Source organism: Pseudoxanthomonas suwonensis (genome assembly GCF_000972865.1).
Taxonomy (GTDB): Bacteria; Pseudomonadota; Gammaproteobacteria; order Xanthomonadales; family Xanthomonadaceae; genus Pseudoxanthomonas; species Pseudoxanthomonas suwonensis_B.
Window position 1 is genome coordinate 2294679 of the sequence record NZ_CP011144.1, and the last position, 21255, is coordinate 2315933.

16 protein-coding genes are annotated in these 21255 nt (G+C 72.2%); 9 read left to right on the forward strand and 7 right to left on the reverse strand.

The features are described 5' to 3' along the window. The first annotated feature begins 80 nt into the window (after positions 1-80). Together WQ53_RS09485 and sppA are read left to right on the forward strand one after the other, a co-directional pair. Positions 81-1478, forward strand: coding sequence for an MATE family efflux transporter (locus tag WQ53_RS09485; RefSeq protein ID WP_052631940.1), 1398 nt, complete (start codon positions 81-83; stop codon positions 1476-1478). Positions 1479-1545: 67 nt separating this feature from the next. Continuing rightward, positions 1546-3450 carry a signal peptide peptidase SppA gene (sppA, locus tag WQ53_RS09490; RefSeq protein ID WP_052631941.1) on the forward strand — a complete coding sequence of 635 codons (1905 nt, stop codon included), beginning with the start codon at positions 1546-1548 and terminating at the stop codon, positions 3448-3450. 423 nt (positions 3451-3873) lie between these two features. Here sppA and WQ53_RS09495 read toward each other — a convergent pair whose 3' ends face one another. Continuing rightward, the gene (locus WQ53_RS09495; RefSeq protein WP_236685849.1) at positions 3874-4131 is read right to left on the reverse strand and encodes a hypothetical protein; all 258 of its coding nucleotides are present in this window, start codon (positions 4129-4131) and stop codon (positions 3874-3876) included. A 41-nt stretch (positions 4132-4172) separates the two neighbouring features. Here WQ53_RS09495 and WQ53_RS09500 point away from each other — a divergent pair, with 41 nt between their 5' ends. From WQ53_RS09500 to WQ53_RS09515, 4 genes are all read left to right on the forward strand, one after another. After that, the gene (locus WQ53_RS09500) at positions 4173-4949 is read left to right on the forward strand and encodes an SDR family oxidoreductase (RefSeq protein WP_052631942.1); all 777 of its coding nucleotides are present in this window, start codon (positions 4173-4175) and stop codon (positions 4947-4949) included. 321 nt (positions 4950-5270) lie between these two features. Beyond that, a complete protein-coding gene (locus tag WQ53_RS09505; RefSeq protein WP_052631943.1) occupies positions 5271-6320 on the forward strand; it encodes a type 1 glutamine amidotransferase domain-containing protein in 1050 nt (349 codons plus the stop codon). 97 nt (positions 6321-6417) lie between these two features. Beyond that, complete coding sequence (locus tag WQ53_RS09510) at positions 6418-7131, forward strand: response regulator transcription factor (RefSeq protein WP_052631944.1); 714 nt, start codon at positions 6418-6420, stop codon at positions 7129-7131. Then, positions 7118-8320, forward strand: a complete 1203-nt coding sequence (locus WQ53_RS09515) for a sensor histidine kinase (protein WP_052631945.1) — start codon at positions 7118-7120, stop codon at positions 8318-8320. The genes WQ53_RS09510 and WQ53_RS09515 overlap by 14 nt, the downstream gene beginning before the upstream one ends. Before the next feature lie 782 nt (positions 8321-9102). Here the strand turns inward: WQ53_RS09515 and WQ53_RS09520 are convergent. The 4 genes from WQ53_RS09520 to WQ53_RS09535 form a co-directional block, all read right to left on the reverse strand. Then, the gene (locus WQ53_RS09520; RefSeq protein WP_052634023.1) at positions 9103-9843 is read right to left on the reverse strand and encodes an endonuclease/exonuclease/phosphatase family protein; all 741 of its coding nucleotides are present in this window, start codon (positions 9841-9843) and stop codon (positions 9103-9105) included. A gap of 99 nt (positions 9844-9942) precedes the next feature. Next, positions 9943-10761 carry a thiol:disulfide interchange protein DsbA/DsbL gene (locus WQ53_RS09525; RefSeq protein ID WP_052631946.1) on the reverse strand — a complete coding sequence of 273 codons (819 nt, stop codon included), beginning with the start codon at positions 10759-10761 and terminating at the stop codon, positions 9943-9945. 71 nt (positions 10762-10832) lie between these two features. Continuing rightward, positions 10833-11474 carry a thiol:disulfide interchange protein DsbA/DsbL gene (locus WQ53_RS09530; protein WP_052631947.1) on the reverse strand — a complete coding sequence of 214 codons (642 nt, stop codon included), beginning with the start codon at positions 11472-11474 and terminating at the stop codon, positions 10833-10835. 140 nt (positions 11475-11614) lie between these two features. Further along, positions 11615-12403, reverse strand: a complete 789-nt coding sequence (locus WQ53_RS09535) for a c-type cytochrome (RefSeq protein WP_052631948.1) — start codon at positions 12401-12403, stop codon at positions 11615-11617. 160 nt (positions 12404-12563) lie between these two features. Here WQ53_RS09535 and yihA point away from each other — a divergent pair, with 160 nt between their 5' ends. Beyond that, a complete protein-coding gene (yihA, locus tag WQ53_RS09540) occupies positions 12564-13166 on the forward strand; it encodes a ribosome biogenesis GTP-binding protein YihA/YsxC (RefSeq protein WP_052631949.1) in 603 nt (200 codons plus the stop codon). Between the two features lie 372 nt (positions 13167-13538). Here the strand turns inward: yihA and WQ53_RS09545 are convergent, their stop codons facing one another. Further along, positions 13539-14273, reverse strand: a complete 735-nt coding sequence (locus WQ53_RS09545) for a VIT1/CCC1 transporter family protein (protein WP_236685850.1) — start codon at positions 14271-14273, stop codon at positions 13539-13541. Between the two features lie 160 nt (positions 14274-14433). Between WQ53_RS09545 and WQ53_RS09550 the strand changes: the two genes are divergently transcribed. Then, on the forward strand, positions 14434-15834 hold the full coding sequence (locus WQ53_RS09550) for a glutamate--cysteine ligase (protein ID WP_052631950.1): 1401 nt from the start codon (positions 14434-14436) through the stop codon (positions 15832-15834). Between the two features lie 61 nt (positions 15835-15895). On the opposite strand, the gene WQ53_RS09555 is transcribed toward WQ53_RS09550, so the two are convergent. Further along, entirely contained in the window at positions 15896-20578 is a 4683-nt protein-coding gene (locus WQ53_RS09555; RefSeq protein ID WP_052631951.1) for a hypothetical protein, read from the reverse strand. Positions 20579-20690: 112 nt separating this feature from the next. On the opposite strand from WQ53_RS09555, the gene WQ53_RS17055 reads away from it, so the two are divergent. Next, positions 20691-21254 carry an ECF-type sigma factor gene (locus tag WQ53_RS17055; RefSeq protein WP_052631952.1) on the forward strand — a complete coding sequence of 188 codons (564 nt, stop codon included), beginning with the start codon at positions 20691-20693 and terminating at the stop codon, positions 21252-21254. The last annotated feature ends 1 nt before the right edge of the window (position 21255 follow it).

Sequence of the window (21255 nt, forward strand, 5' to 3'; positions counted from 1 at the left end):
GGCGGCAGGTAAGATAGCGGCCCGCCGGAGCCCGGTGCCAGTGCCCGCCGCACGACCGCAGCCCGCGTCCAGTGCCTTCCATGTCCGCCTCCCCCGCGCCGCGCTTCGGCCGCGAACTGCGCGCCACCGCCACGCTCGCCCTGCCGCTGGTGCTGGGCCACGTGTCGACCGGCCTGATCAACTTCGTCGATGCCGTCATCGCCGGGCACCACGGCACGCGCACGCTGGCCGCGGTCACGGTCGGCACCGCGTTGCTGTGGCTGCCGATGATGGTGCCGATCGGCACGCTGATCGCGTTGACCGCCTCGGTCTCGCAGCTGGACGGCGCCGGCCGCCGCCACGAGATCGCGCCGGTGTTCCGCCAGGCGCTGTGGCTGGCGCTGGCGCTGGGGCTGCTGATGTTCGCGTTCCTCAGCGCGGTGCCGCTGGCGCTGGGCGCGTTCGGCATCGCCGCGGACATCATCCCGGGCGCGACCGCGTTCTGCCACGCGGTGCGCTGGGGCGTGCCGGCGCTGACCCTGTTCTTCTGCATGCGCTACCTCAGCGAAGGCCTGCACTGGACGCTGCCGACCATGCTGATCGGCTTCGGCGGGCTGGCGGTGCTGGCGCCGCTGGGCTATGCGCTGACCTTCGGTATCGGCCCGCTGCCGGAGATGGGCGCGGCCGGGCTGGGCGCGGCCTCGGCCACGGTGATGTGGCTGCAGGCGCTGGCCTTCGCCGCCTACCTGTGGACCTCGCCCCGGTTCGCGGCGCTGGGCCTGTTCTCGCACCTGGAACCGCCGCGCCGGGCGGTGATCGGCGGCCTGCTCGCCACCGGCCTGCCGATCGGGGTGACCGTGCTGATGGAGGGCGGGCTGTTCATCGCCACCGCGCTGCTGATCGCGCGGCTGGGCGAGGTGCCGGCGGCCGCGCACCAGATCGCGATCAACGTCGCCGCGCTGTGCTTCATGGTGCCGATGGGGCTGGCCGAGGCGACCACCGTGCGCGTCGGCCACGCCCTGGGCGCCGGCGACCCGGCCGGCGTGCGCCGCGCCGCCCGCGCCGGCTACGTGATCGTGCTGGCCACCCAGCTGTGCTCGGCGGCGATCCTGCTGCTGGGCCACGACGCCATCGTCGCGGTCTACACCCGCGACGCGGCGGTGGCGGCGCTGGCCTCGGTGCTGCTGCTGTACGCGGCCGCGTTCCAGTTCCCCGACGGCATCCAGGTGATGTCGGCCGGCTCGCTGCGCGGCCTGCGCGACACCCGGGTGCCGATGTTCCTGGCCATGGTGTCCTACTGGGGCCTGGGCATGCCGCTGGGGGCCGGGCTCGGCCTGGGCCTGGGCTGGGGGCCGCAGGGCATGTGGACCGGCCTGATCGTCGGCCTGGCCGCGGCGGCGGTGCTGATGGGCGCGCGCCTGGCCTGGCGCCTGCGGCACCTGCCGCCGCCGGTGCCGCCCACGTCCTCGTCCGTCGGCACCCTGACTTCAGGCGCATGAAAGGCACCGGCGCAGCGGCTATCCTGCATGCCGTGGTCCGTATCCCGCCTGCCGGAGCCGTTGTCCGATGAACCCGCCCCCCCTGCCGCGCCGCAATCCCGTCGCCACCTTCTTCGTCGGGCTGTGGGACGTGATGAACTTCACCCGCCGGCTGATCGTGAACCTGCTGTTCTTCGGGCTGCTGTTCCTGCTGCTGATCGTGTTCGTCGCCGCGGTCGGCAAGGGCCGCGGCGTGCAGCCGCTGAAGGAGCGCACCACCCTGGTGATCGCGCCGGAAGGCCGGATAGTGGAGCAGTACACCGCCGACCCGGTCTCCCGCGCGCTGTCGCGCGCGCTGGGCGACCGCTCCAGCGAGGAAGTGCAGCTGCGCGACCTGCTGCGCGCGATCGAGGCGGCCAGGGACGACAAGCACATCGAGCGCGTGCTGCTGCAGCTGGACAAGCTGCAGCCGTCGGGCATGGCCTCGATGCGCGAAGTCGCCTCGGCGCTGGCCGAGCTGCGCGCCTCGGGCAAGCAGGTGGTCGCCTTCGGCGAAGGCATCAGCCAGGGCCAGTACCTGCTGGCGGCGCAGGCCGACGAGATCTACCTGGACCCGATGGGTGGACTGCTGCTGGAGGGCCTGGGTCGCTACCGCCAGTACTTCCGCACCGGCCTGCAGGACAAGCTGGGCGTGGACGTGCACCTGTTCCGGGTCGGCGAGTTCAAGTCCGCGGCCGAGCCGTACATCCTCGACGCGGCCTCGCCGGAAGCCAAGGAAGCGGACCTGTACTGGATGAACGACGTCTGGCAGCGCTACCTGGCCGACGTGGGTGCTGCGCGCAAGCTCGATCCGGCGCAGCTGGCCGCGCAGATCGACGCGCTGCCCGACGGCATCGAGGCGGCCGGCGGCGACATCGCCCGCCATGCCTTGGAAATGAAGCTGGTCGACGGCCTGAAGACCCGCGAGGAAGTCGACACGCTGCTGGCCGAGCGCGGCGTGGCCGACGAGGACGACGACCGCGGCTTCCGCAACGTCTCGCTGGGCGGCTACCTGACCCAGCTGGATAGCCGGCGCCTGCCGGTGGACAAGCGGCCGCAGGTGGCGGTGGTGGTGGCCGAAGGCGAGATCACCGGCGGCGACCAGCCGGCCGGCCGCATCGGCGGCGAGTCCACCGCCGCGCTGCTGCGCCATGCGCGCGACGAGGACCAGATCAAGGCGGTGGTGCTGCGGGTGGATTCGCCCGGCGGCGAGGTGTTCGCTTCCGAGCAGATCCGCCGCGAGGTCGAGCTGCTGAAGGCCGCCGGCAAGCCGGTGGTGGTGTCGATGGGCGACCTGGCCGCCTCCGGCGGCTACTGGATCAGCATGAACGCCGACCGGATCTACGCCGATCCGTCGACGATCACCGGCTCGATCGGCATCTTCGGCCTGATCCCCAACTTCACCCGCACCCTGGACAAGATCGGCGTGCACACCGACGGCGTGAGCACCACCCGCTTCGCCGGCGCGTTCGACGTGACCCGGCCGATGGATCCGGAAGTGGGCCGGGTGATCCAGGCGGTGATCGACAAGGGCTACGCCGACTTCACCGGCAAGGTCGCCGCCGCGCGCGGCAAGCCGGTCGAGGAAGTCGACGCGGTCGCCCGCGGCCGGGTGTGGAGCGGCGCACAGGCCAAGGAACGCGGCCTGGTCGACGAACTGGGCGACCTGCGTGATGCGGTCGCCGATGCGGCCGCGCGTGCCGAGTTGGGCGAGAAGGGCAAGTTCCGGGTGACCTACATCGACAAGCCAGCCACGCCGTTCGCGCAGTTCCTGGCCAGTTTCGCCGGCAGCCGGATCGGCGCGGCGCTGCTGCAGGATTCGGGCCTGGCCCGCGCCGCGCTGGTGCGGACGATGCCGGAGACCGAGGCGCAGCTGCGCTTCGTCGAGAACGCGCTGAAGGACCGCAACGGCGCGCCGGTGAAGTCGCTGGCCTACTGCTTCTGCGGGCTGTAGCGCGCAACCTTCCGCGGCGCCGGATCCGGCGCCGCGGCCGTGCCATTCCGACGTCCCTGCCTCTGTAGGAGCCGACTTCAGTCGGCGACACGGGCGTCGGGATCATGAGGACGTTGCCTGTCCGGCGTCGTCGGGTCGCCGGCTGAACCCGGCTCCTACAACAGCCACCGCGCGGCCGCTCTTCTGTAGGAGCTGACTTCAGTCGGCGACACGGGCGTCGGGACCATGAGGACGTCGCCTGTGCCGGCGTCGTCGGGTCGCCTGCTGAACCCGGCTCCTACAACAGCCCCGGCGCGACCGCTCTTCTGTAGGAGCTGACTTCAGTCGGCGACACGGGCGTCGGGATCATGAGGACGTCGCCTGTGCCGGCGTCGTCGGGTCGCCTGCTGAACCCGGCTCCTACAGGACAGCAACGGCGCCGCCTCAGCCGCCTTCGGCGTCCTCGGCCTGCGCCTGCTGCCGCTCGGCCGCTTCCTGCAGGGTCTGCTCCACCGCGCGCGCCTTGTCCTGCGGCGCCTGGATGGCGTCGCGCAGTTCGGTGTGTGCCTGCGCCTGCGGTTCGGGCGGCCGTTCGGTCGGCGGCGGTTCGGCGCGGCAGGCGGCCAGTGCGACCGCGCACAGGACCAGGGCGGGCACGCCGATGGCTGATGCGTTGCGGAAGGGACGGTCGGACCTGGACATCGACGCGCTCCGGGACGGGAGGAGCGGGCTATCCTACGCCCATGCAGACGAACCGGTGGCGGCTGGACGGGCAACTGGCGCTGGTGACCGGCGCCAGCGCCGGCATCGGCCTGGCGATCGCGCGCGAACTGGCCGCGCTGGGCGCGCACCTGCTGCTGGTCGCGCGCGACGAGGATCCGCTGCAGGACGCGCGCGACGAACTGGCCGATCGCCATCCGGCGCAGGACATCCTGGCCATGGCCGCCGACGTGGCCGACGACGAGGACCGGCAGGCGATCCTGGACTGGGCCGAGGACCAGGGCGAGGGCCTGCACATTCTGGTCAACAACGCCGGCGGCAACCTCACCAAGGCCGCGGTGGACTACACCGAGGACGAGTGGCGCGGGATCTTCGAGACCAACCTGTTCTCGGCCTTCGAGTTGTCGCGCTATGCGCATCCGCTGCTGTCGCGACACGCGGCTTCCAGCATCGTCAACGTCGGCAGCGTGTCGGGCCTGACCCACGTGCGCAGCGGCGTGGTCTACGGCATGAGCAAGGCCGCGCTGCACCAGATGACCCGCAACCTGGCCGCCGAATGGGCCGAGGACGGCATCCGCGTCAACGCGGTGGCGCCGTGGTACATCCGCACCCGCCGCACCTCCGGCCCGCTCTCGGACCCGGACTACTACGAGGAAGTGATCGGGCGCACGCCGATGCGCCGGGTCGGCGAGCCGGAGGAGGTGGCCGGCGCGGTCGCGTTCCTGTGCCTGCCGGCGGCCAGCTATGTCACCGGCGAGTGCATCGCGGTGGATGGCGGCTTCCTGCGCTACGGGTTCTGAGCCGCCGGCTCTTCTGCAGGAGCCGACTTCAGTCGGCGACACGGGCGTCGGGATCATGAGGGCGTCGCCTGTGCCGGCGGCGTCGGGTCGCCGGCTGAACCCGGCTCCTACAACAGCCGAAGTGCGGCCGCTCTTCTGTAGGAGCTGACTTCAGTCGGCGACACGGGCGTCGGAATCATGAGGACGTCGCCTGTGCCGACGGCATCGGATCGCCGAAGAATCGCTCCTGCCCGCAAGCAGCACACGCCGCCTTGATCCTGGTTCTACATCGCCGCGCCAGCATTGCCGCCCATCGTGTGACGGTTCGGCGGGAGATGCGGCATGTGGAAGTGGATCAAGCGGCTGGCGTTGTCGGGACTCGCAGTGGTGGTCGTGCTGGCGGCGGCCATCGGCCTCTGGTGGCACGGCCTGGACCTGGACAGCCAGCCGCTGGCCGACCCCGGCAGCACCGTGGCCGAGCTGGCGTTCCTCCATGCGCCGGCCGAACCCCGCGGCCGGGTACTGGCGGTGGTTACCAGCACCGCATCACTCGGCGACAGCGGCCGACGCGGCGGCTACGAACTGACCGAGCTGTCGCGCGCGTACTACACCTTCCTCGCCAACGGCTACGAGGTGGACATCGCCAGCCCGGACGGCGGCGAGCCGCCGATGCGCACCGACGACGACATGGTCGCGGCCGACTACGCCTTCCTCAACGATCCGCAGGCGCGGCGCAAGCTGGCCGCCACCCTGCCGCTGGCCTCGGTCGATCCGTCCGCCTATGCGGCGGTGTACTTCGTCGGCGGCAAGGGCACCATGTTCGACTTCCCCGGCAACCCGGCGATCCACGATCTGGTCCGCACCGTCTACCAGTCCGGCGGCGTGGTCGGCGCGGTCTGCCACGGCCTGGCCGCGCTGCTCGAGGTGGTGCTGGACGACGGAACGCCGTTGCTGCGCGACCGGCGCGTCACCGGCTTCACCAACGCCGAGGAACTGTTCCTGATCAAGGACGCGCGCGCGGTGTTCCCGTTCCTGCTGCAGGACGGGCTGGAGCGGGCCGGCGCGCAGTTCGTCGAAGGGGCGATGTACCTGGACAACACCGTGGTCGACGGCCGCGTGGTAACCGGGCAGAACCCGTGGTCGACCTGGTCGGTCGCCGAGGCGATGGTGCGGGCGCTGGGCCACGAACCGGTCGTGCGCGAACGCAGCGGCGAGGAACTGGCGGTGCAGGTGCTGCACGCCTACCGGCGCGACGGCATCGACGCGGCGCTGCGGCTGAGGAAGCAGCTGCCCGATGCCGACAAGCGGCTGCTGCTGATGCACGCACTGGTGGCCGCCATGCAGGGGCACCCGGGCGATGCCTGGCGGCTGCAGCGGCTGGCGCGGGGATGAAGCGCGGCCTGGCGCCGCCGCGGGACGCCTGCGCGACTGGGTACACTCGCAGCGGTGCCGGCATGCGGCGGCCGGCATGCCCGGGCGGGATGGAAGGATGCGGACGCAAGAACGGCCACTGAAGGTGCTGCTGGTCGAGGACGATGCCGACATCGCCGCCGGCATCGGCGACTACCTGGGCGTGCATGGCCTGGAGGTGGATTTCGCCTATACCGCCGCGCAGGCGCGCTCGCGCCTGCAGGCGCAGGCATTCGACCTGGTGGTGCTGGACGTCAACCTGCCCGACCAGGACGGCCTGTCGCTGTGCCGCTCGCTCAAGCGCGAGCACGGGCTGCGCGCGCCGGTGCTGTTCCTGACCGCGCGCGGCGCGCTGGAGGACAAGCTGGGGGCGTTCGACTCCGGCGCGGTGGATTACGTGGTCAAGCCGTTCGCGCCCGCCGAACTGCTGGCCCGCGCGCGGGCGATCGTGGCGCACGTGCCGGCCAGCGGCGGCGTCGGCCTGCGCGCCGGCGCCTATGAGCTCGACCTGAGCGGGCATCTGCTGCGCCGCGGCGATGCGACCCTGCCGCTGCACGCCACCGGCTTCGCGCTGCTGCGCAGGCTGATGGAGGCCAGCCCCGGCTGCGTGCCGCGCGAAGAACTGTGCGCGCTGCTGTGGGAGGACGGCCCGCCCGGCAGCGACCCGTTGCGCATGCACGTCTACCAGCTGCGCCAGCAGCTGGTACGCCGCTTCGGCGAGCCGCTGATCGGCACCGTGCGCGGCGTGGGCTACCGCTTCGTCGCGGAGGCGCCCGGCGATGCGGCGGCATAGCCTGCAGCAGGCGCTGGCGCGCCGTTGGATGGCCTTCGCCGCGGTGCTGTCGCTGTCGTCGGCCGCGATCGCGCTGCTGCTGCTGTTCGTGCTGGAGGACAGCTTCATCGACCGGCGCCTGCGTGCGGTGGCTGCCACGGTGGCCGATCCCGCCGCCGCGCCGGCTTCGCTGCCCGCCGGTTTCCAGGTGCTGGAATGGACCGGCCTGCCGGCGGACCTGCGCACGCCGCTGGACGCGCGCAAGCCGGGCAGCATCGCCGAATTCCGCCGCGCCGACGGCCGCTACGTGCACGCGCTGTCGTCGCGGACCGCCGACGGCCGGCCGTTCGTGCTGGTGTACGACGTGACCGACGAACTGACCATCAATCCGCGCCTGCCGGTCGGCCTGGCCTATGCGTTCGCGCTGCTGTCGCTGTCGTTGCTGTGCGCCTACGTGCTGGCGCGCGCCTTCGTCGCGCGCACGGTGCAGCGCGTGCGCGGATTGATGCGGCAGGTGCTCGACAGTCCCGATCCGCAGGCCCTGGAGGCGCTGGCGCAGCGCGAGCCGGTGCGCGAGTTCGGCGAGCTGCTGCGGCTGCATGCCGGCGTGTGGCGCGAGCAGCGCGCCGCGGTGGAGCGCGAGCGCGAGACCCTGGCGTTCCTGGCCCATGAACTGCGCACGCCGCTGCAGTCGGCGCGTACCAGCGTGGCGCTGCTGGCCGAATCGCCGGCGCATGCGCCGGCGCTGGCGCGGATGCAGCGCGCGGTGGAACGGCTGACGCGAGCCAGCAACGCCATCCTCTGGCTGGCCGGCGATGCCGCCCTGGAAGGTGGACGCACGCATGCGGCGACCGGCCTGGCCGGGCTGGTCGAGGAGCTGCGGCCGCTGGCGGCGGTGCGCGGCCAGTCGATCGAACTGCGGGTCGACCCCGGGCTGCATTGGGACGCGCCGTGGGAGCCGGTCGAGGCGTTGCTGGCCAACCTGCTGCTCAATGCGATCCAGCATGGCGGCGAGGGCGTCATCGCGCTGGAAGCGGACGAGGGCGGGCTGGTCCTGCACAATCCGCCGCCCGCGGCCGCGTCGTCCGGTTTCGGCCTGGGGCTGCGGATCGTGGAGCGGCTGGCGGCCCGGATCGGCTGGCAGGTCGCGCTCGCGCAGCGGCCGGAAGGTGCCTGCTGCGAGGTGCGCTGGGCGCCGTCGCCGGACTAGCCATGGCGGCCGCCACCAAGATGCGTCGCCGTGGCGTTGCTTCCCGGGAGCCGGTGACCCATGTAGGGGCCCACTTCAGTGGGCGACACGGGCGTCGGGATCATGAGGGCGTCGCCTGTGCCGACGGCGTCGGGTCGCCGGCTGAACCCGGCTCCTACAACTGCCACGACGCGGCCGCTCTTCTGTAGGAGCTGACTTCAGTCGGCGACACGGGCGTCGGGATCATGAGGGCGTCGCCTGTGCCGACGGCGTCGGGTCGCCGGCTGAACCCGGCTCCTACAACAGCCGCGTCGCGGCCGCTCTCCTGTAGGAGCTGACTTCAGTCGGCGACACGGGCGTCGGGATCATGAGGACGTTGCCTGTGCTGGCGGCGTCGGGTCGCGGGCAAGCCTGGCTCCTACACCGGTAGCGTCGGCTGTTCTGTAGGAGCCCAGCTTGCTGGCGACACGGGCGTCGGGACCACGAGGGCGTCGCCTGTGCAGATGGCGTCGCGTCGCCGGCTGAACCCGGCTCCTACAACAGCCGCGGCGCGACCGCTCTCCTGTAGGAGCTGACTTCAGTCGGCGACACGGGCGTCGGGATCATGAGGGCGTCGCCTGTGCCGACGGCGTCGTGTCGCCGGCTGAACCCGGCTCCTACAACAGCCGCGGCGCGGCCGCTCTCCTGTAGGAGCTGACTTCAGTCGGCGACACGGGCGTCGGGACCATGAGGGCGTCGCCTGTGCCGGCATGGCGTGTCGCAAGACGGGCTCCCACGGAACCGCGGCGCACGATGGGCACCGCTCAGGTCCGCAGCGCGCTCTCCGGCACCTCGATCTCCATCGCCAGCGCCAGGTGGTCGGAAAACGCGGCGGGGAAGGCCTGCGAGCCCAGGCAGCGCAGGTCGCCGCTGACCAGGATGTGGTCGATCGCGCGCTGCGGCTTCCAGCTGGGGAAGGTCGGCACCACGCACTCGGGCGGGCGCAGGGTGGTCTTGCGGTAGAGCACGCCCATCTCCGGCTGGTCGGGCAGGCAGTTGAAGTCGCCCATCAGCACCGAGTTGGGATGGTCCTGCAGCACCTCGGCGATGAACGACAGCTGTGCCAGCCGCGAGCGGGCGCCCAGCGACAGGTGCGCCACGGCCACGGTCAGGCCCTCGCGGTCGTCGCCGAAGTGCGCCAGCAGCACGCCGCGGCCCTTGATCCGGCCGGGCAGGGCATGGTCGGCGGTGCGCACCGGCTCGAGCTTGCTGAGCAGGCCGTTGGCGCTGGAGGCCACGCCGCCGACGCTGCGGTTGGGCTGGTGGGTCCAGTAGTGGAAGCCGGCGCGCTGGGCCAGGTAGTGGGTCTGGTTGGTGAAGCCCGAGCGCAGGCTGCCCGGGTCGCTTTCCTGCAGGCCGACGATGTCGTGGCCGCTGGCCAGCTGCGCGATCGCGTCCAGGCTGGTGCGCTTGCTGCCGGCCGGCAGCGCGTGCGACCAGCTGCGGGTGAAGTAGTCGCTGTAGCGGCGCGTGCTGGAACCGGCCTGGATGTTGGCGCTGAGCAGGCGCAGCGTGCGCGCGTCGGCCGTCGCGGCGGCGGCGGCCGGGCGCGTGTCGGGGACGGGTGCGGGCGTGGGGGAGCCCATGCGGGGGGAGGCGGCGCGTCAGTTCGCGCCGCCACGCTCCTGCGCCACCAGCCAGTCGACCGTGTTGAGCATCTTCTCGTAGCCCTGCTGGTCCACCGAGACGGTGTACTTGCCGTTGACCACCAGCGACGGGGTGCCTTCGACCCGGGTCTTCACCGCGAACTGCCTGGCCCGGTTCATCTTGGCGTCCACGCCGAAGCTGTTGTAGGTGTCGGCGAAGCGCTTGGCGTCCACGCCGTACTGGGCGTAGAACGGCGCGATCTGCTCGGCGGTGACGTTGTTGTTCACCGGCAGGCTGCGCTGGACGTGGATCGCGTTGAACATCGCGTCGTGGCTCTGCGGCAGCACGCCCAGCGCCTCGGCGGCGTAGAAGGCGCGCGCGTACGGCAGCCAGTAGCCACCGAACGCGGCCGGCACCTGGATCGCCGACACGTCGGCCGGCTGGCGCTTCTTCCAGGACTGGAACACCGGTTCGAACTGGGCGCAGGCCGGGCAGGTATAGCCGAACACCTCGGCGACTTCGATCCTGCCGGCGGCCGGCTGGAACGGCTGGCCGTTGGCGATCTCGACGTAGTCCACGCCGGCGACCGGCGCCGGGCCACGCGGGGCGGCCGGTGCCGGCGCCTGGGCGGCTTCGGCGGCCGGCTCGGCCGCAGCCTGTTCGGCCGGCGGCGTGGCTTCGGCCGGCGACGCGGTCTCGGCGGGCGCGGTTTCGGGAGTGGCCGCGGTGGCGGGTGGTGCCGGCGTAGCGTCCGGCGCCGGGGCTTGCGGGCCGGAACAGGCGGTCAGGGCCAGCAGCAGCGGCAGGGTCAGGCTGATGAAGTGGCGTTTGCTCATGGGTGCTCTCCTGGAAACGGAAGGGTGGGGCATGGGCCGTCAATGCCGGGTCGGCATCGCCGGCCGCCGGATCAGGGCCCGGCCTGGGCCTGGCGCTCGCGCGCCACCAGCCAGTCGGTGATGCGCAGCATGTCCTCGAAGGAGCGGCCGAGCACCCGGTAGCGGCCGTTGACGACCACCGCCGGGGTGCCTTCCAGGTCCCAGGCGCGGGCCAGCTCCGCGGCCCGGCGCAGCTGCGCGTCCACCTGGGGGTCGGCCATCGCCGCGCGGAAGCGGTCCTCGTCGACGCCGTAGCGGGCATAGAACGTCGCCAGTTCCTGCGCGCTGGGGTTGCGCGGCAGCGCGCCGGTCTTGTGGACCGCGTCGAACACCGCGTCGTGGGTGCGCGACGCCAGCCCCAGGTTCAGGGCGGCGAAGTAGGCGCGGGCCCAGGCGTCCCAGGGGCCGCCGAAGGCCGCCGGCACCGCGACGAAGTCCACGTCGCGCGGCAGCTTGGCCTTCCACGGCTTCAGCAAGGACTCCAGGTGCGCGCAGTGCGGGCAGGAGTAGCCGAACACCTCGGCCACTTCGACCCGGCCCGGCTTGGCCGCCCAGGGCTGGCCGCCCGGGATCTCGACGTAGTCGCGGCCGGCCTGCGGCGGCTCGGCCGCGCCAGCCGCGGCGGGCAGCCAGGCCAGGGCCACAAGCAGGAATCCGGTCAGCAGGGCCTTCATCGATGGGTCTCCGGGTGGGGTGGACGCTTCCGGCATCCGGCGGAAAAAACGACGCCGGCCACGGGGCCGGCGCGAATTATGGGCAATGGAGCCGGGAGAGATGGACCGCGGCCATCAGACCGCGCCGGCGCCGCGAAGTTTCAGTAGCCCGGCCCGGCGGCGGCGACCTCGACGTCGTCGGCCCGGTCGTGCAGGCCCTGCAGGTAGCTGGCCAGCGCGCCGATCTCCTGGTCGGTGAGCTTGTTGGCGACCTTGGCCATGATGTGGAACGAGGCCGGATCCTTCTCGCTGGTGGTGCCGGCCCGGTATTCCTCCAGGCGGCGCACGGTGTACTCGGCCATCTGCCCGCCGACGTGCGGGTACGGCGGACCCGGGTTGCCGGCGCCGCTGGGGCCGTGGCAGGCCGCGCAGGCCGGGATGCCGCGCTCGGCGTCGCCGGCGCGGAACAGCTGCTGGCCGATCTCGAAGTACTTCAGGCCGGCGTAGGCGCCGTCGGTGACCTCGCTGTCGTCGGCCACGCCGGCGGCCGCCTTCTGCCGGGCGTAGAACGCGCCCACGTCGCGCATGTCCTGCGGGCTCAGGGCCTGGGCGAACGGGATCATCACCGCGGCCAGGCCGCCGTGGCGCTCGCCGCTGGCGAACAGGGCCAGCTGCTTGGCGATGAAGCGCTCGCTCTGGCCGGCGATGCGCGGGTACATCGGATCGACCGAATTGCCGTCGACGCCGTGGCAGGCGGCGCAGGGCGCGGCGATGGCCTCGCCGGCCTCGGCGTCGCCCCAGTGGGTCTTGCTCAGGTCCACCTCCAGCGGCGCGGTCTGCACCGGCGCGTTGTCCGGTACCGGCACCACCGTGGTCTGGGCGGCGTAGGCGGCGACGGCGGTGACCGCGACGGCCAGTCCGGCAAGGGCGAAAACGCGAGCGTGGCGCATGCTAAAGCTCCGGGAACCCGATCCAGGCGGCCGCCCCACATGGGAATGGCGACCGCGAAACGTCGGGATTATCCCTGCCGCGGGGCGCGACGGTCAACGAAACGGCCCGGCGCCGGCCGCCGTGGACGAAGCCCGGCCCGCGCCGTGCGATCCTATGCCCATGTCCAATCCACTCGAGAAGGCCCGCTACCTGGGCTCGGCGCACACGCCCGCACAACTGCCGCCCGACGGCGGCTTCGAGGTGGCCTTCGCCGGCCGCTCCAACGCCGGCAAGTCCAGCGCGCTCAACGCCCTGACCCGGCAGAACGCGCTGGCGCGGGTGTCCAAGACCCCGGGCCGCACCCAGCAGCTGGTCTATTTCGAAGTGGCGCCGGAGCGCTACCTGGTCGACCTGCCCGGTTACGGCTACGCCAAGGTGCCGATGGAGATGAAGGCGCACTGGCAGGGGTTCCTGGACAGCTGGTTCAAGCGCCGCGAGGCCTTGCGCGGGCTGGTGGTGGTGATGGACATCCGCCATCCGCTCAAGGACTACGACCGGCAGATGCTCGACTACGCGGTGGCGCGCGGCCTGCCCGCCCACGCCCTGCTGACCAAGGCCGACAAGCTCGGCCGCGGCCAGCAGGCGCAGGCGCTGCAGGGCGTGCGCAAGGAGCTGGCCGCGGCCGGCATCGGCCAGGTTGGGGTCCAGACGTTCTCGAGCGAGACCAAGCAGGGCGTGGACGAGGCGCGCGCGGTGGTCGCCGGCTGGCTGGAGCTGTTGTAGGAGCCGGGCTTGCCCGCGACGCGACGCCGCTGGCCCAGGCGACGCCCTCGTTGTCCTGACGCCCGTGTCGCCGACTGAAGTCAGCTCCTACAGAAGAGCGGCGTCGTCGCAGCTGTTGTAGGAGCCGGGTTCAGCCGGCGACCCGACGCCATCGGCCCAGGCGACGCCCTCGTGATTCCGACGCCCGTGTCGCCGACTGAAGTCAGCTCCTACAGACGAGCGGCCGCGCGGTGGCTGTTGTAGGAGCCGGGTTCAGCCGGCGACCCGACGCCGTCGGCCCAGGCGACGCCCTCGTGGTTCCGATGCCCATGTCGCCAGCAAACTGTGCTCCTGCAGTGGGCGGTGGCTGCCAGGGATGGGGATGCGGGCGGCTCACACCGCCACGTCGAACAGCCCGCCGATCAGGTGCGAAGCCGCCATCGCCAGCGCGCCCCAGAAGCCGACCCGCAGCGCGCCGCGCAGCACCGGCGCGCCGCCGAGGCGGGCGGCCACGCCGCCGGAGAGCAGCAGCCCGGCGAGGGTCACCGCGGTCGTGACCGGGCCCACGCGCGCCTCCGGCGCCAGCAGCGCGGCGCCGATCGGCAGCGCCGCGCCGGCGGTGAATGCGGCGGCGGAGGCCAGCGCGGCCTGCAGCGGACGCGCGCGCAACGCCTCGGTGATGCCGAGCTCGTCGCGCGCATGGGCGCCGAGCGCGTCGTGGACGGTGAGCTGCTCGGCCACCTGCCGGGCCAGTTCCGGGCTCAATCCGCGGCGGACGTAGATGCGGGCCAGTTCGGCCAGTTCATGGTGCGGTTCGGCTTCCAGTTCCCGGCGCTCGACCTCCAGGTCGGCCGCCTCGGTATCGGCCTGCGACTGCACCGAGACGTACTCGCCGGCGGCCATCGACATCGCCCCGGCGACCAGCGCGGCCACGCCGGTGGCCAGGACCACCTCGGTGCCGGCGCCGCTGGCGGCCACGGCGACCACCACGCCGGCCACCGAGACGATGCCGTCGTTGGCGCCGAGCACCGCCGCGCGCAGCCAGCCCACGCGCTGGGAGCGGTGGCGTTCGGGATGGCGGCTGTGCGAGGCGTGGCGGTGCGGCATGCGCGCAGCGTAGCCAGCCATGGCGATGCGCGGCGGGCCGAGAAGCATTCGCGCATCGGTGGAACGCAGAAAGCGCGCGCCGGGGACGATGTGCGGAAGCGGTCACAGGCTATAGTGCGGCCCGTGCGACGGCGGCCGGGGAGGCGTCCGTCCTGTCCCGTCCGCATCGCGCGAGCCGCCCTTGTCGAGTCCCAGCCATACCGCCGATACCCCGATCACCCAGCGCGACCAGCTGGTCGAGTACATCGCGTCCGGGGAGAAGGCCAGGGGCGATTGGCGCATCGGCACCGAGCACGAGAAGTTCGGCTTCCTGGATGACCCCGGACCGGGTCCGGGGCAGGCCTACCGGCCGCCGCCGTTCGACGGCGAGCGCGGCATCGAGGCGCTGCTCGAAGGCCTGGTCCGCTTCGGCTGGACGCCGGTGCAGGAAAGCGTCGATGGCGGGCCGGCCAAGACCATCGCCCTGCTCCGCGACGGCGCCTCGGTCACCCTGGAACCGGCCGGCCAGCTGGAGCTGTCCGGTGCGCCGCTGGAGACCATCCACCAGACCTGCGTGGAGGTCGGCAGCCACCTCAACGAGGTGCGCCAGGTCGCCGACGAGCTGCGGCTGGGCTTCCTCGGCATGGGCTTCCAGCCCAAGTGGCGGCGCCAGGACATGCCGTGGATGCCCAAGGGCCGCTACCGGATCATGCGCGACTACATGCCGAAGGTCGGCAGCCTCGGCCTGGACATGATGACCCGCACCTGCACCGTGCAGGTCAACCTGGACTACGCCAGCGAAGCGGACATGGTGAAGAAGTTCCGCGTGTCGCTGGCGCTGCAGCCGGTGGCCACCGCGCTGTTCGCCGACTCGCCGTTCACCGAGGGCAAGCCCAACGGCTACCTCAGCTACCGCTCGCACATCTGGACCGACACCGATCCGGACCGCACCGGCATGCTCGACTTCGTGTTCGAGGACGGCTTCGGCTACGAGCGCTACGTCGACTACCTGCTCGACGTGCCGATGTACTTCTCCTACCGCGATGGCGTCTATGTCGACGCCGCGGGCAAGTCGTTCCGCGATTTCCTCGCCGGCCGGCTGGACGTGCTGCCGGGCCAGTTGCCGACCCTGCGTGACTGGTCCGACCACATGACCACCGCCTTCCCCGAGGTGCGGCTGAAGAAGTTCCTGGAGATGCGCGGCGCCGACGGCGGGCCATGGAACCGGCTGTGCGCGCTGCCGGCGTTCTGGGTCGGACTGCTGTACGACGATGCGGCGCTGGACGCGGCCTGGGACCTGGTCAGGGATTTCAGCAACGCCGAGCGCCACGCGCTGCGCGATGGCGTGCCGAAGCATGCGCTGAAGCTGCCGTTCCGTGGGGCGAGCGTGCGCGAGCTGGCGGTCGAGGCGCTGAAGATCTCCGTCGCCGGCCTGCGCCGCCGCGCCGCGCTCAACGCCGACGGCATCGACGAGTCGCGCTTCCTGGAACCGCTGATCGAGATCGCCGAGAGCGGCCAGACCGCGGCGGAGCGCAAGCTCGAGCTGTTCCACGGCGAGTGGAACGGCGACATCGACCGCGTGTTCCGCGAATTCGCCTACTGAGGTGGTCGCCGATGCCGCCGGAACCGGCGGCATCGGCCATCCCGCGTCTGCCCGCCGGGACTCACAGGTCCAGGCCGAAGCCGACACCGCCGGATTTCTCGTCGCCGCTGAACGCCGCGCCCAGCGACAGCGAAGCGCGGCCGACGCGCTTGCCGTAGCCGACCGACAAGGCCTGCTCGCCGTTCTGAAAGCCGACGCCGACCGCGATTCGGCCGCGCGGACTGCCGCTGCCGGCGGCATTCATCGCCATGTTGAGCGAAGCCGAACTCATCGCGCCCTGGCGGTCGATGCGGCGGTCCTGCTGCCCCAGGCGCCAATCGAGTTCGCCGCGGATCTGGCTGAGCTGTTCGTCCCAGGCGGCGAAGCGGCTGTCGGTGTAGGCATTGGCCGTGGTCAGCGTTTGCGAGGCGGTGCTGCTGGCATGGGTGCGCGCGGCCGACAGGGTCTGCTCGTCCTGTGCGCTGGCGAAAGCCCGGGCCGCCTCCAGCGTGCCCGCGTCGCCGGTCTCGACCAGGGCCTGGACCTGGGCCAGCGGCAGTCCGTCCGCGCCGGGATCGCCTTGTGGTCCCTGCGGTCCGGCCGGGCCCTGTGCGCCGGGAGCGCCGGGGGCACCATCCACGCCGGCAACACCCTGCGGTCCTTGCGGACCGGCGGGTCCCTGCACACCCGGCTCGCCCTGCGGCCCCTGCGGGCCGGCCGGTCCCTGCGGGCCAGCGGGCCCCTGCGCGCCGTCGTTGCCGGCGATGCCCGGTTCGCCCTGCGGGCCGGCCGGACCCTGTGCGCCCGGCGTGCCTTGCGGTCCCTGCGGCCCCGTCGCCCCCGTTTCGCCCTTCAGCGACGCGAGCCATTCGCTCTGCGTGCCGGCAAAGCCGTTGTTCACCGCCACCTCGTAGGCGCTGGCGCCCGCCGGGCCCTGCGGCCCGGTGCCACCGCCGCCGCCTGCGGCCAGTGCGGTCAGTTGCGCGTCCACCGCGTCGAAGGCCGCGCCGACGTTGTTGTAGCTGTTGCCCTGGATGCTGAAGCTGGGCGCGGTGAACACGCCGCCGGCATAGCCGGCGCCTCCGCCCATCCAGGTGGCGAAGCCGGCGCCGAGCACGTCCATCGAGGCGGTGAGCTGACGCAGGTTGACCGCGTCCTTCCCGTTCTGCGCGTCCTCCACGTCGGTGATGCGGCGATCGCCCACCGCCACCGTGTCGTCCTCGTCGGCGACCGAATTGGGGCCGATGGCTACCGAGTTGCTGCCGGTGGCCAGTGCGTTGTCGGAGCCGTCGTTGGCGCCGTCGGCGACGAAGTAGGGGTTGCTGGCGCCGGCCGTCACCCCGGCGATGGCGCTGTTGAGCTGGCCCAGGTTGACCGCGTCGGTGGCCTGGGTGCCGGCGGCGACGTTGACGATCTGGCGCTCGTTGCCGGCGCTGCCTACCGATACCGTGTAGGCGCGGTCGGCGAGGGCGCCGTAGCCCAGTGCGGTGGCGCCGACCGCGGTCGCCCGGCTGCCCACGCCGAACGCGCTGCTGTAGTCACCGGCGGCCACCACCGCATTGCCCACCGCCACCGAGCCGGCGCCGAGCGCCTGCGAGGTCTCGTCGTCCTCACGCATGCCGTTGCCGTTGCGATCGAACCACCCGCCCACGGCGAGCGCGCCGGTCGCCGCGGAGCCCGTATGGGCGTAGAAGCCGATGGCGCTGCTCGAGGCGCCGTCTGCGGTGTTGAGGTAGCCGAACGCGCTGCTGCGGGTTCCGCTGGCGATGTTGCGCCAACCGAAGGCGAGGCTGTTGCCGCCGATGGCTTCGTTGTTGATGCCGATGGCCACCGTGGCGATGCCGCTGGCGGCGTTGGAGTAGCCGACTGCCGTGCTGCCGGTGTTGCCGGCCTGGTTGTGGAAACCAACGGCGGTGCTGTTGCCGCCGCCGGCCACGTTCGAATGGCCGAACGCGCTGCCGTTGAGCCCGTTGGCCTGGTTCTCGAATCCGACCGCGCTGGTGAAGCTGGCGGTGGCGGCGTTGCCGTAGCCGAAGGCGCTGCCGCCGGAGCCGGCCGCGTTGTTGCGCTGGCCCACGGCGCTGCTGGAGTGCCCGCTGGCGACGCTGTCCACGCCGAAGACGGCGGCACGGATGCCGATGGCTTCCACGGCATTGCCCACCGCGACCGAGCCGATGCCCAGTGCACGGGTGGTCTCGTCGTGGTCGATGTCGCCGCTGTTGTTGCGGTCGATCCAACCGCCCAACGCCAGCGCGCCGGTCGCATCGGCGCCGGTACGGGCGTAGAAGCCGAAGGCGCTGCTGGACACTCCGTCGGCGACGTTGCCGGTGCCGAACGCGGACGCCCGGCTGGCGTTGGCGCTGTTGTAGTGGCCGAACGCGCTGCTGTACAGCGCCGTGGCCCAGTTCTGGTGGCCGAACGCACTGCCGCCCTCGCCGCTGGCGGTGTTGTACCCGCCCAGCGCATGGCTGGCGAGCCCGCTGGCGGCGTTGTAGTGGCCGACGCTGCTGCTGTAGTCGCCGCTGGCAAGGCTGGACACGCCCGCGGCGATCGCGTCGGCGCCGGTCGCGCCATCGTTGCCGTAGTTGTCCGCCGCCGGATTGGCGGAATTGACGCTGTAGAAGCGGGTCGGCGATCCGCCGCCACCGCCGGCACCCTCAATGGCCGCGTTGAGCTGGTCGAGGTTGACCGCGTCCGTGCCCTGGGTGCCGGCGGCGACGTTGACGATCTGGCGCTCGTGGCCGGCGCTGCCCACCGACACCGTGTAGGCGCGATCGGCCAGCGAGCCGAAGCCGATCGCAGTGCTGAAATCGGCGAACGCGCTTGCGCCCACGCCCCAGGCGCTGGCGGAACGGCCGTCGGCCTGCGCGCCGATGCCCACCGCGACCGAATAGTCGCCGCCGGCCTGCGCGCCGTTGCCCAGCGCCACCGCGTTGAGGCCGTTGGCGCGGGTCGGTTCCAGCACGCCGTCCTCCTCGCCGTCGCCGTCCAGGTCGACCCACGTGCCGGTCAGGCCCCCGCCCACCGCCAGCGCGCCGCCGCGGTTGGCTTCCGCGCGCAGGCCCAGCGCGGTGCTGAGCGCTTCGTTGGCCCGGCTGCCCAGTCCCATCGCCACCGCGCCCTCGTTGGCGTAGGTGCTCGCGCCCACGGCGACGCCGCCGGCGCTGACGTTGCCGGAGCCCATGCTGAGCGAGTCGCTGAGAACGTTGTAGTTGCCCTGGCCGATGGCGATGCTGGAACTGCCCCAGCCGGTGTCGTTGCCCAGGCCCAGGGCGATGTTCCCGTCGCCTTCGGTGGCGTTGTACGCGCCGAACACGACGCTGTCCTCGCCGCCGGCCTGGTTGTAGGCGCCCACGGCGATGCTGCCGTCGCCCCGGGCCAGCACGGCGCTGCCGATGGCGATCGAACGGGTGCCGGCGGCGGTCGCGCCGCCGCTGCTGGCGTCGCCCGTGCCGTCGCCGTCCAGGTCCAGGTCGTCGCCCGCGCCGTCGCCGCCGGCGAACGCCGACACCGCCAGGCTGCCCTGGCCCCAGGCGGTGGCCCGGGTGCCCAGCGCGGCGCTGTCGCTACCGTCCGCGCGGCTGCGGTAGCCGGCCGCGGTGGACTGGTTGCCGTGGGCGAGATTGCCGACGCCCAGCGCGCTGGCGGCATCGCCCTCGGCCCGGTTGACGTAGCCGAGGGCGGAACTGCCTTCCCCGCTTGCGAGGTTGCCGACGCCCGCGGCGATCGCGTTGAGGCCGGTGGCACCGTCGTTGTCGTGGTTGCCTGCGGCGGGATCGATGGAGTTGACGCTGTAGTAGTGCAGGTCGCCGCCGCCCGGGCCGCCACCGCCGACACCGGCGATCGCGGCATTGAGCTGGCCGACGTTGACCGCATCGGTATCCGTGGTGCCAGCGGCGACGTGGATCACCTGCCTCGGCGCGCTGCTGGAACCGACGGCAACGGCATGGTCGCGGTCTGCAATGGCCTCGTGGCCGATCGCCGTGCTGCCGACGTTGAGGGCCTGGGACCGGTAACCGAAGGCGCTGCTTGCGAACGCGCTGGCGGTGTTGTCGTAGCCCACGGCCGTCGCATGCTGACCATCGGCTTCGGCACCATAACCGACGGCCACCGTGTCCGCTGCATTGGCGCGACTGCCGTGTCCCATCGCAATGCTGTTGCTGGCGTTCGCGGCGACCGCCGCATCGCGTCCGATCGCGATCGCGCTGCTGGCGTCTTCTCCCACCCGCGCGCCTGTCGTCGAACTCCAGCCCGAGCCGAGCGCCACCGAATGGGCCGCGCCTGCGGCGACTTGGCTGTACGTACCAAACGCGACGCTGTAGACACTGCTGACGGTGTTGCGCATGCCGAACGCGCTGCTGGCCAGAGCGTTGGCGGCGTTCCCCATGCCGAAGGCACTGCTGTCTCTCGCATAGGCATTGTTGCCGTATCCGAACGCACTGCTGTACTCACCGCTGGCGACGTTGAGGAAACCGAAGGCGCTACTGATGGCACCCCTGGCGATGTTGGAGAAACCGAAGGCGCTGCTGCGAAGACCGCTGGCATTGTTCTCTACGCCATAGGCGCTCGCAATGCCGAAGCAAGTAGTGTTGTCCGTGCCGTGCTCGTTTCCCTGGTTGGTCCAGGGCGCCGACGTGTTCTGCGTGCCGTCGGGGTTCTGGCAAGGCTTGTCGGCGGCGAAGGCGGGCGCGGACAAGGCGGCCAACAGGGCCAGCGACAGCGGCGACGGCAGGGGCGAGTGGCGACGGGATGGGTGGTGGCGCATGGCGGACTCCGGCAGGAATGCCGGCGGTATGCCGGGCATGGTTCGGGTATGCGAAACTCGGACGCACGACAGGACATGCCCGTGCACACGGCCGGGCCGGGGAGTCCGGGGGATGAGCGGCGAAGGCGGTGCGGTCGAAGTGACCCGGTTGCTGCAGCGCGCCCGTGCCGGCGAGGCCGGCGCGCTGGACGCCGCCTATGCGGCGGTCTACGAGGAACTCAAGCGCGCCGCCCGCCTGCAACTGCGCCGTGGCCGCGGCCCGCTGCAAACCACCGCCCTGGTCCACGAGGCCTACCTGAAGCTGGCCGGCGGCGCCGCGCTGGCGGCCAACGACCGCCACCACCTGCTGGCACTGTCGGCGCGGGCCATGCGCCAGGTGCTGGTCGACCAGGCCCGGCACGCGCAGGCGATCAAGCGCGGCAGCGGCCAGGACGCGCTGACCCTGACCGCCTCGGTCGGCTCCGGCGAGCAGGCGGTGGTGGAGGTGCTGGCCCTGGACGAACTGCTGGCCTCGCTGCAGAAGGTCGACGCGCGCGCCGCGCAGATCGTCGAACTGCGCTACTTCGGCGGCTACGAGGAGGAGGAGATCGCCGACATGCTCGGCATCAGCTACCGCACCGTGCGCCGCGACTGGCGCAAGGCGCGCGCGTTCCTGCTGGCGGAGCTGGGCGTTTGAG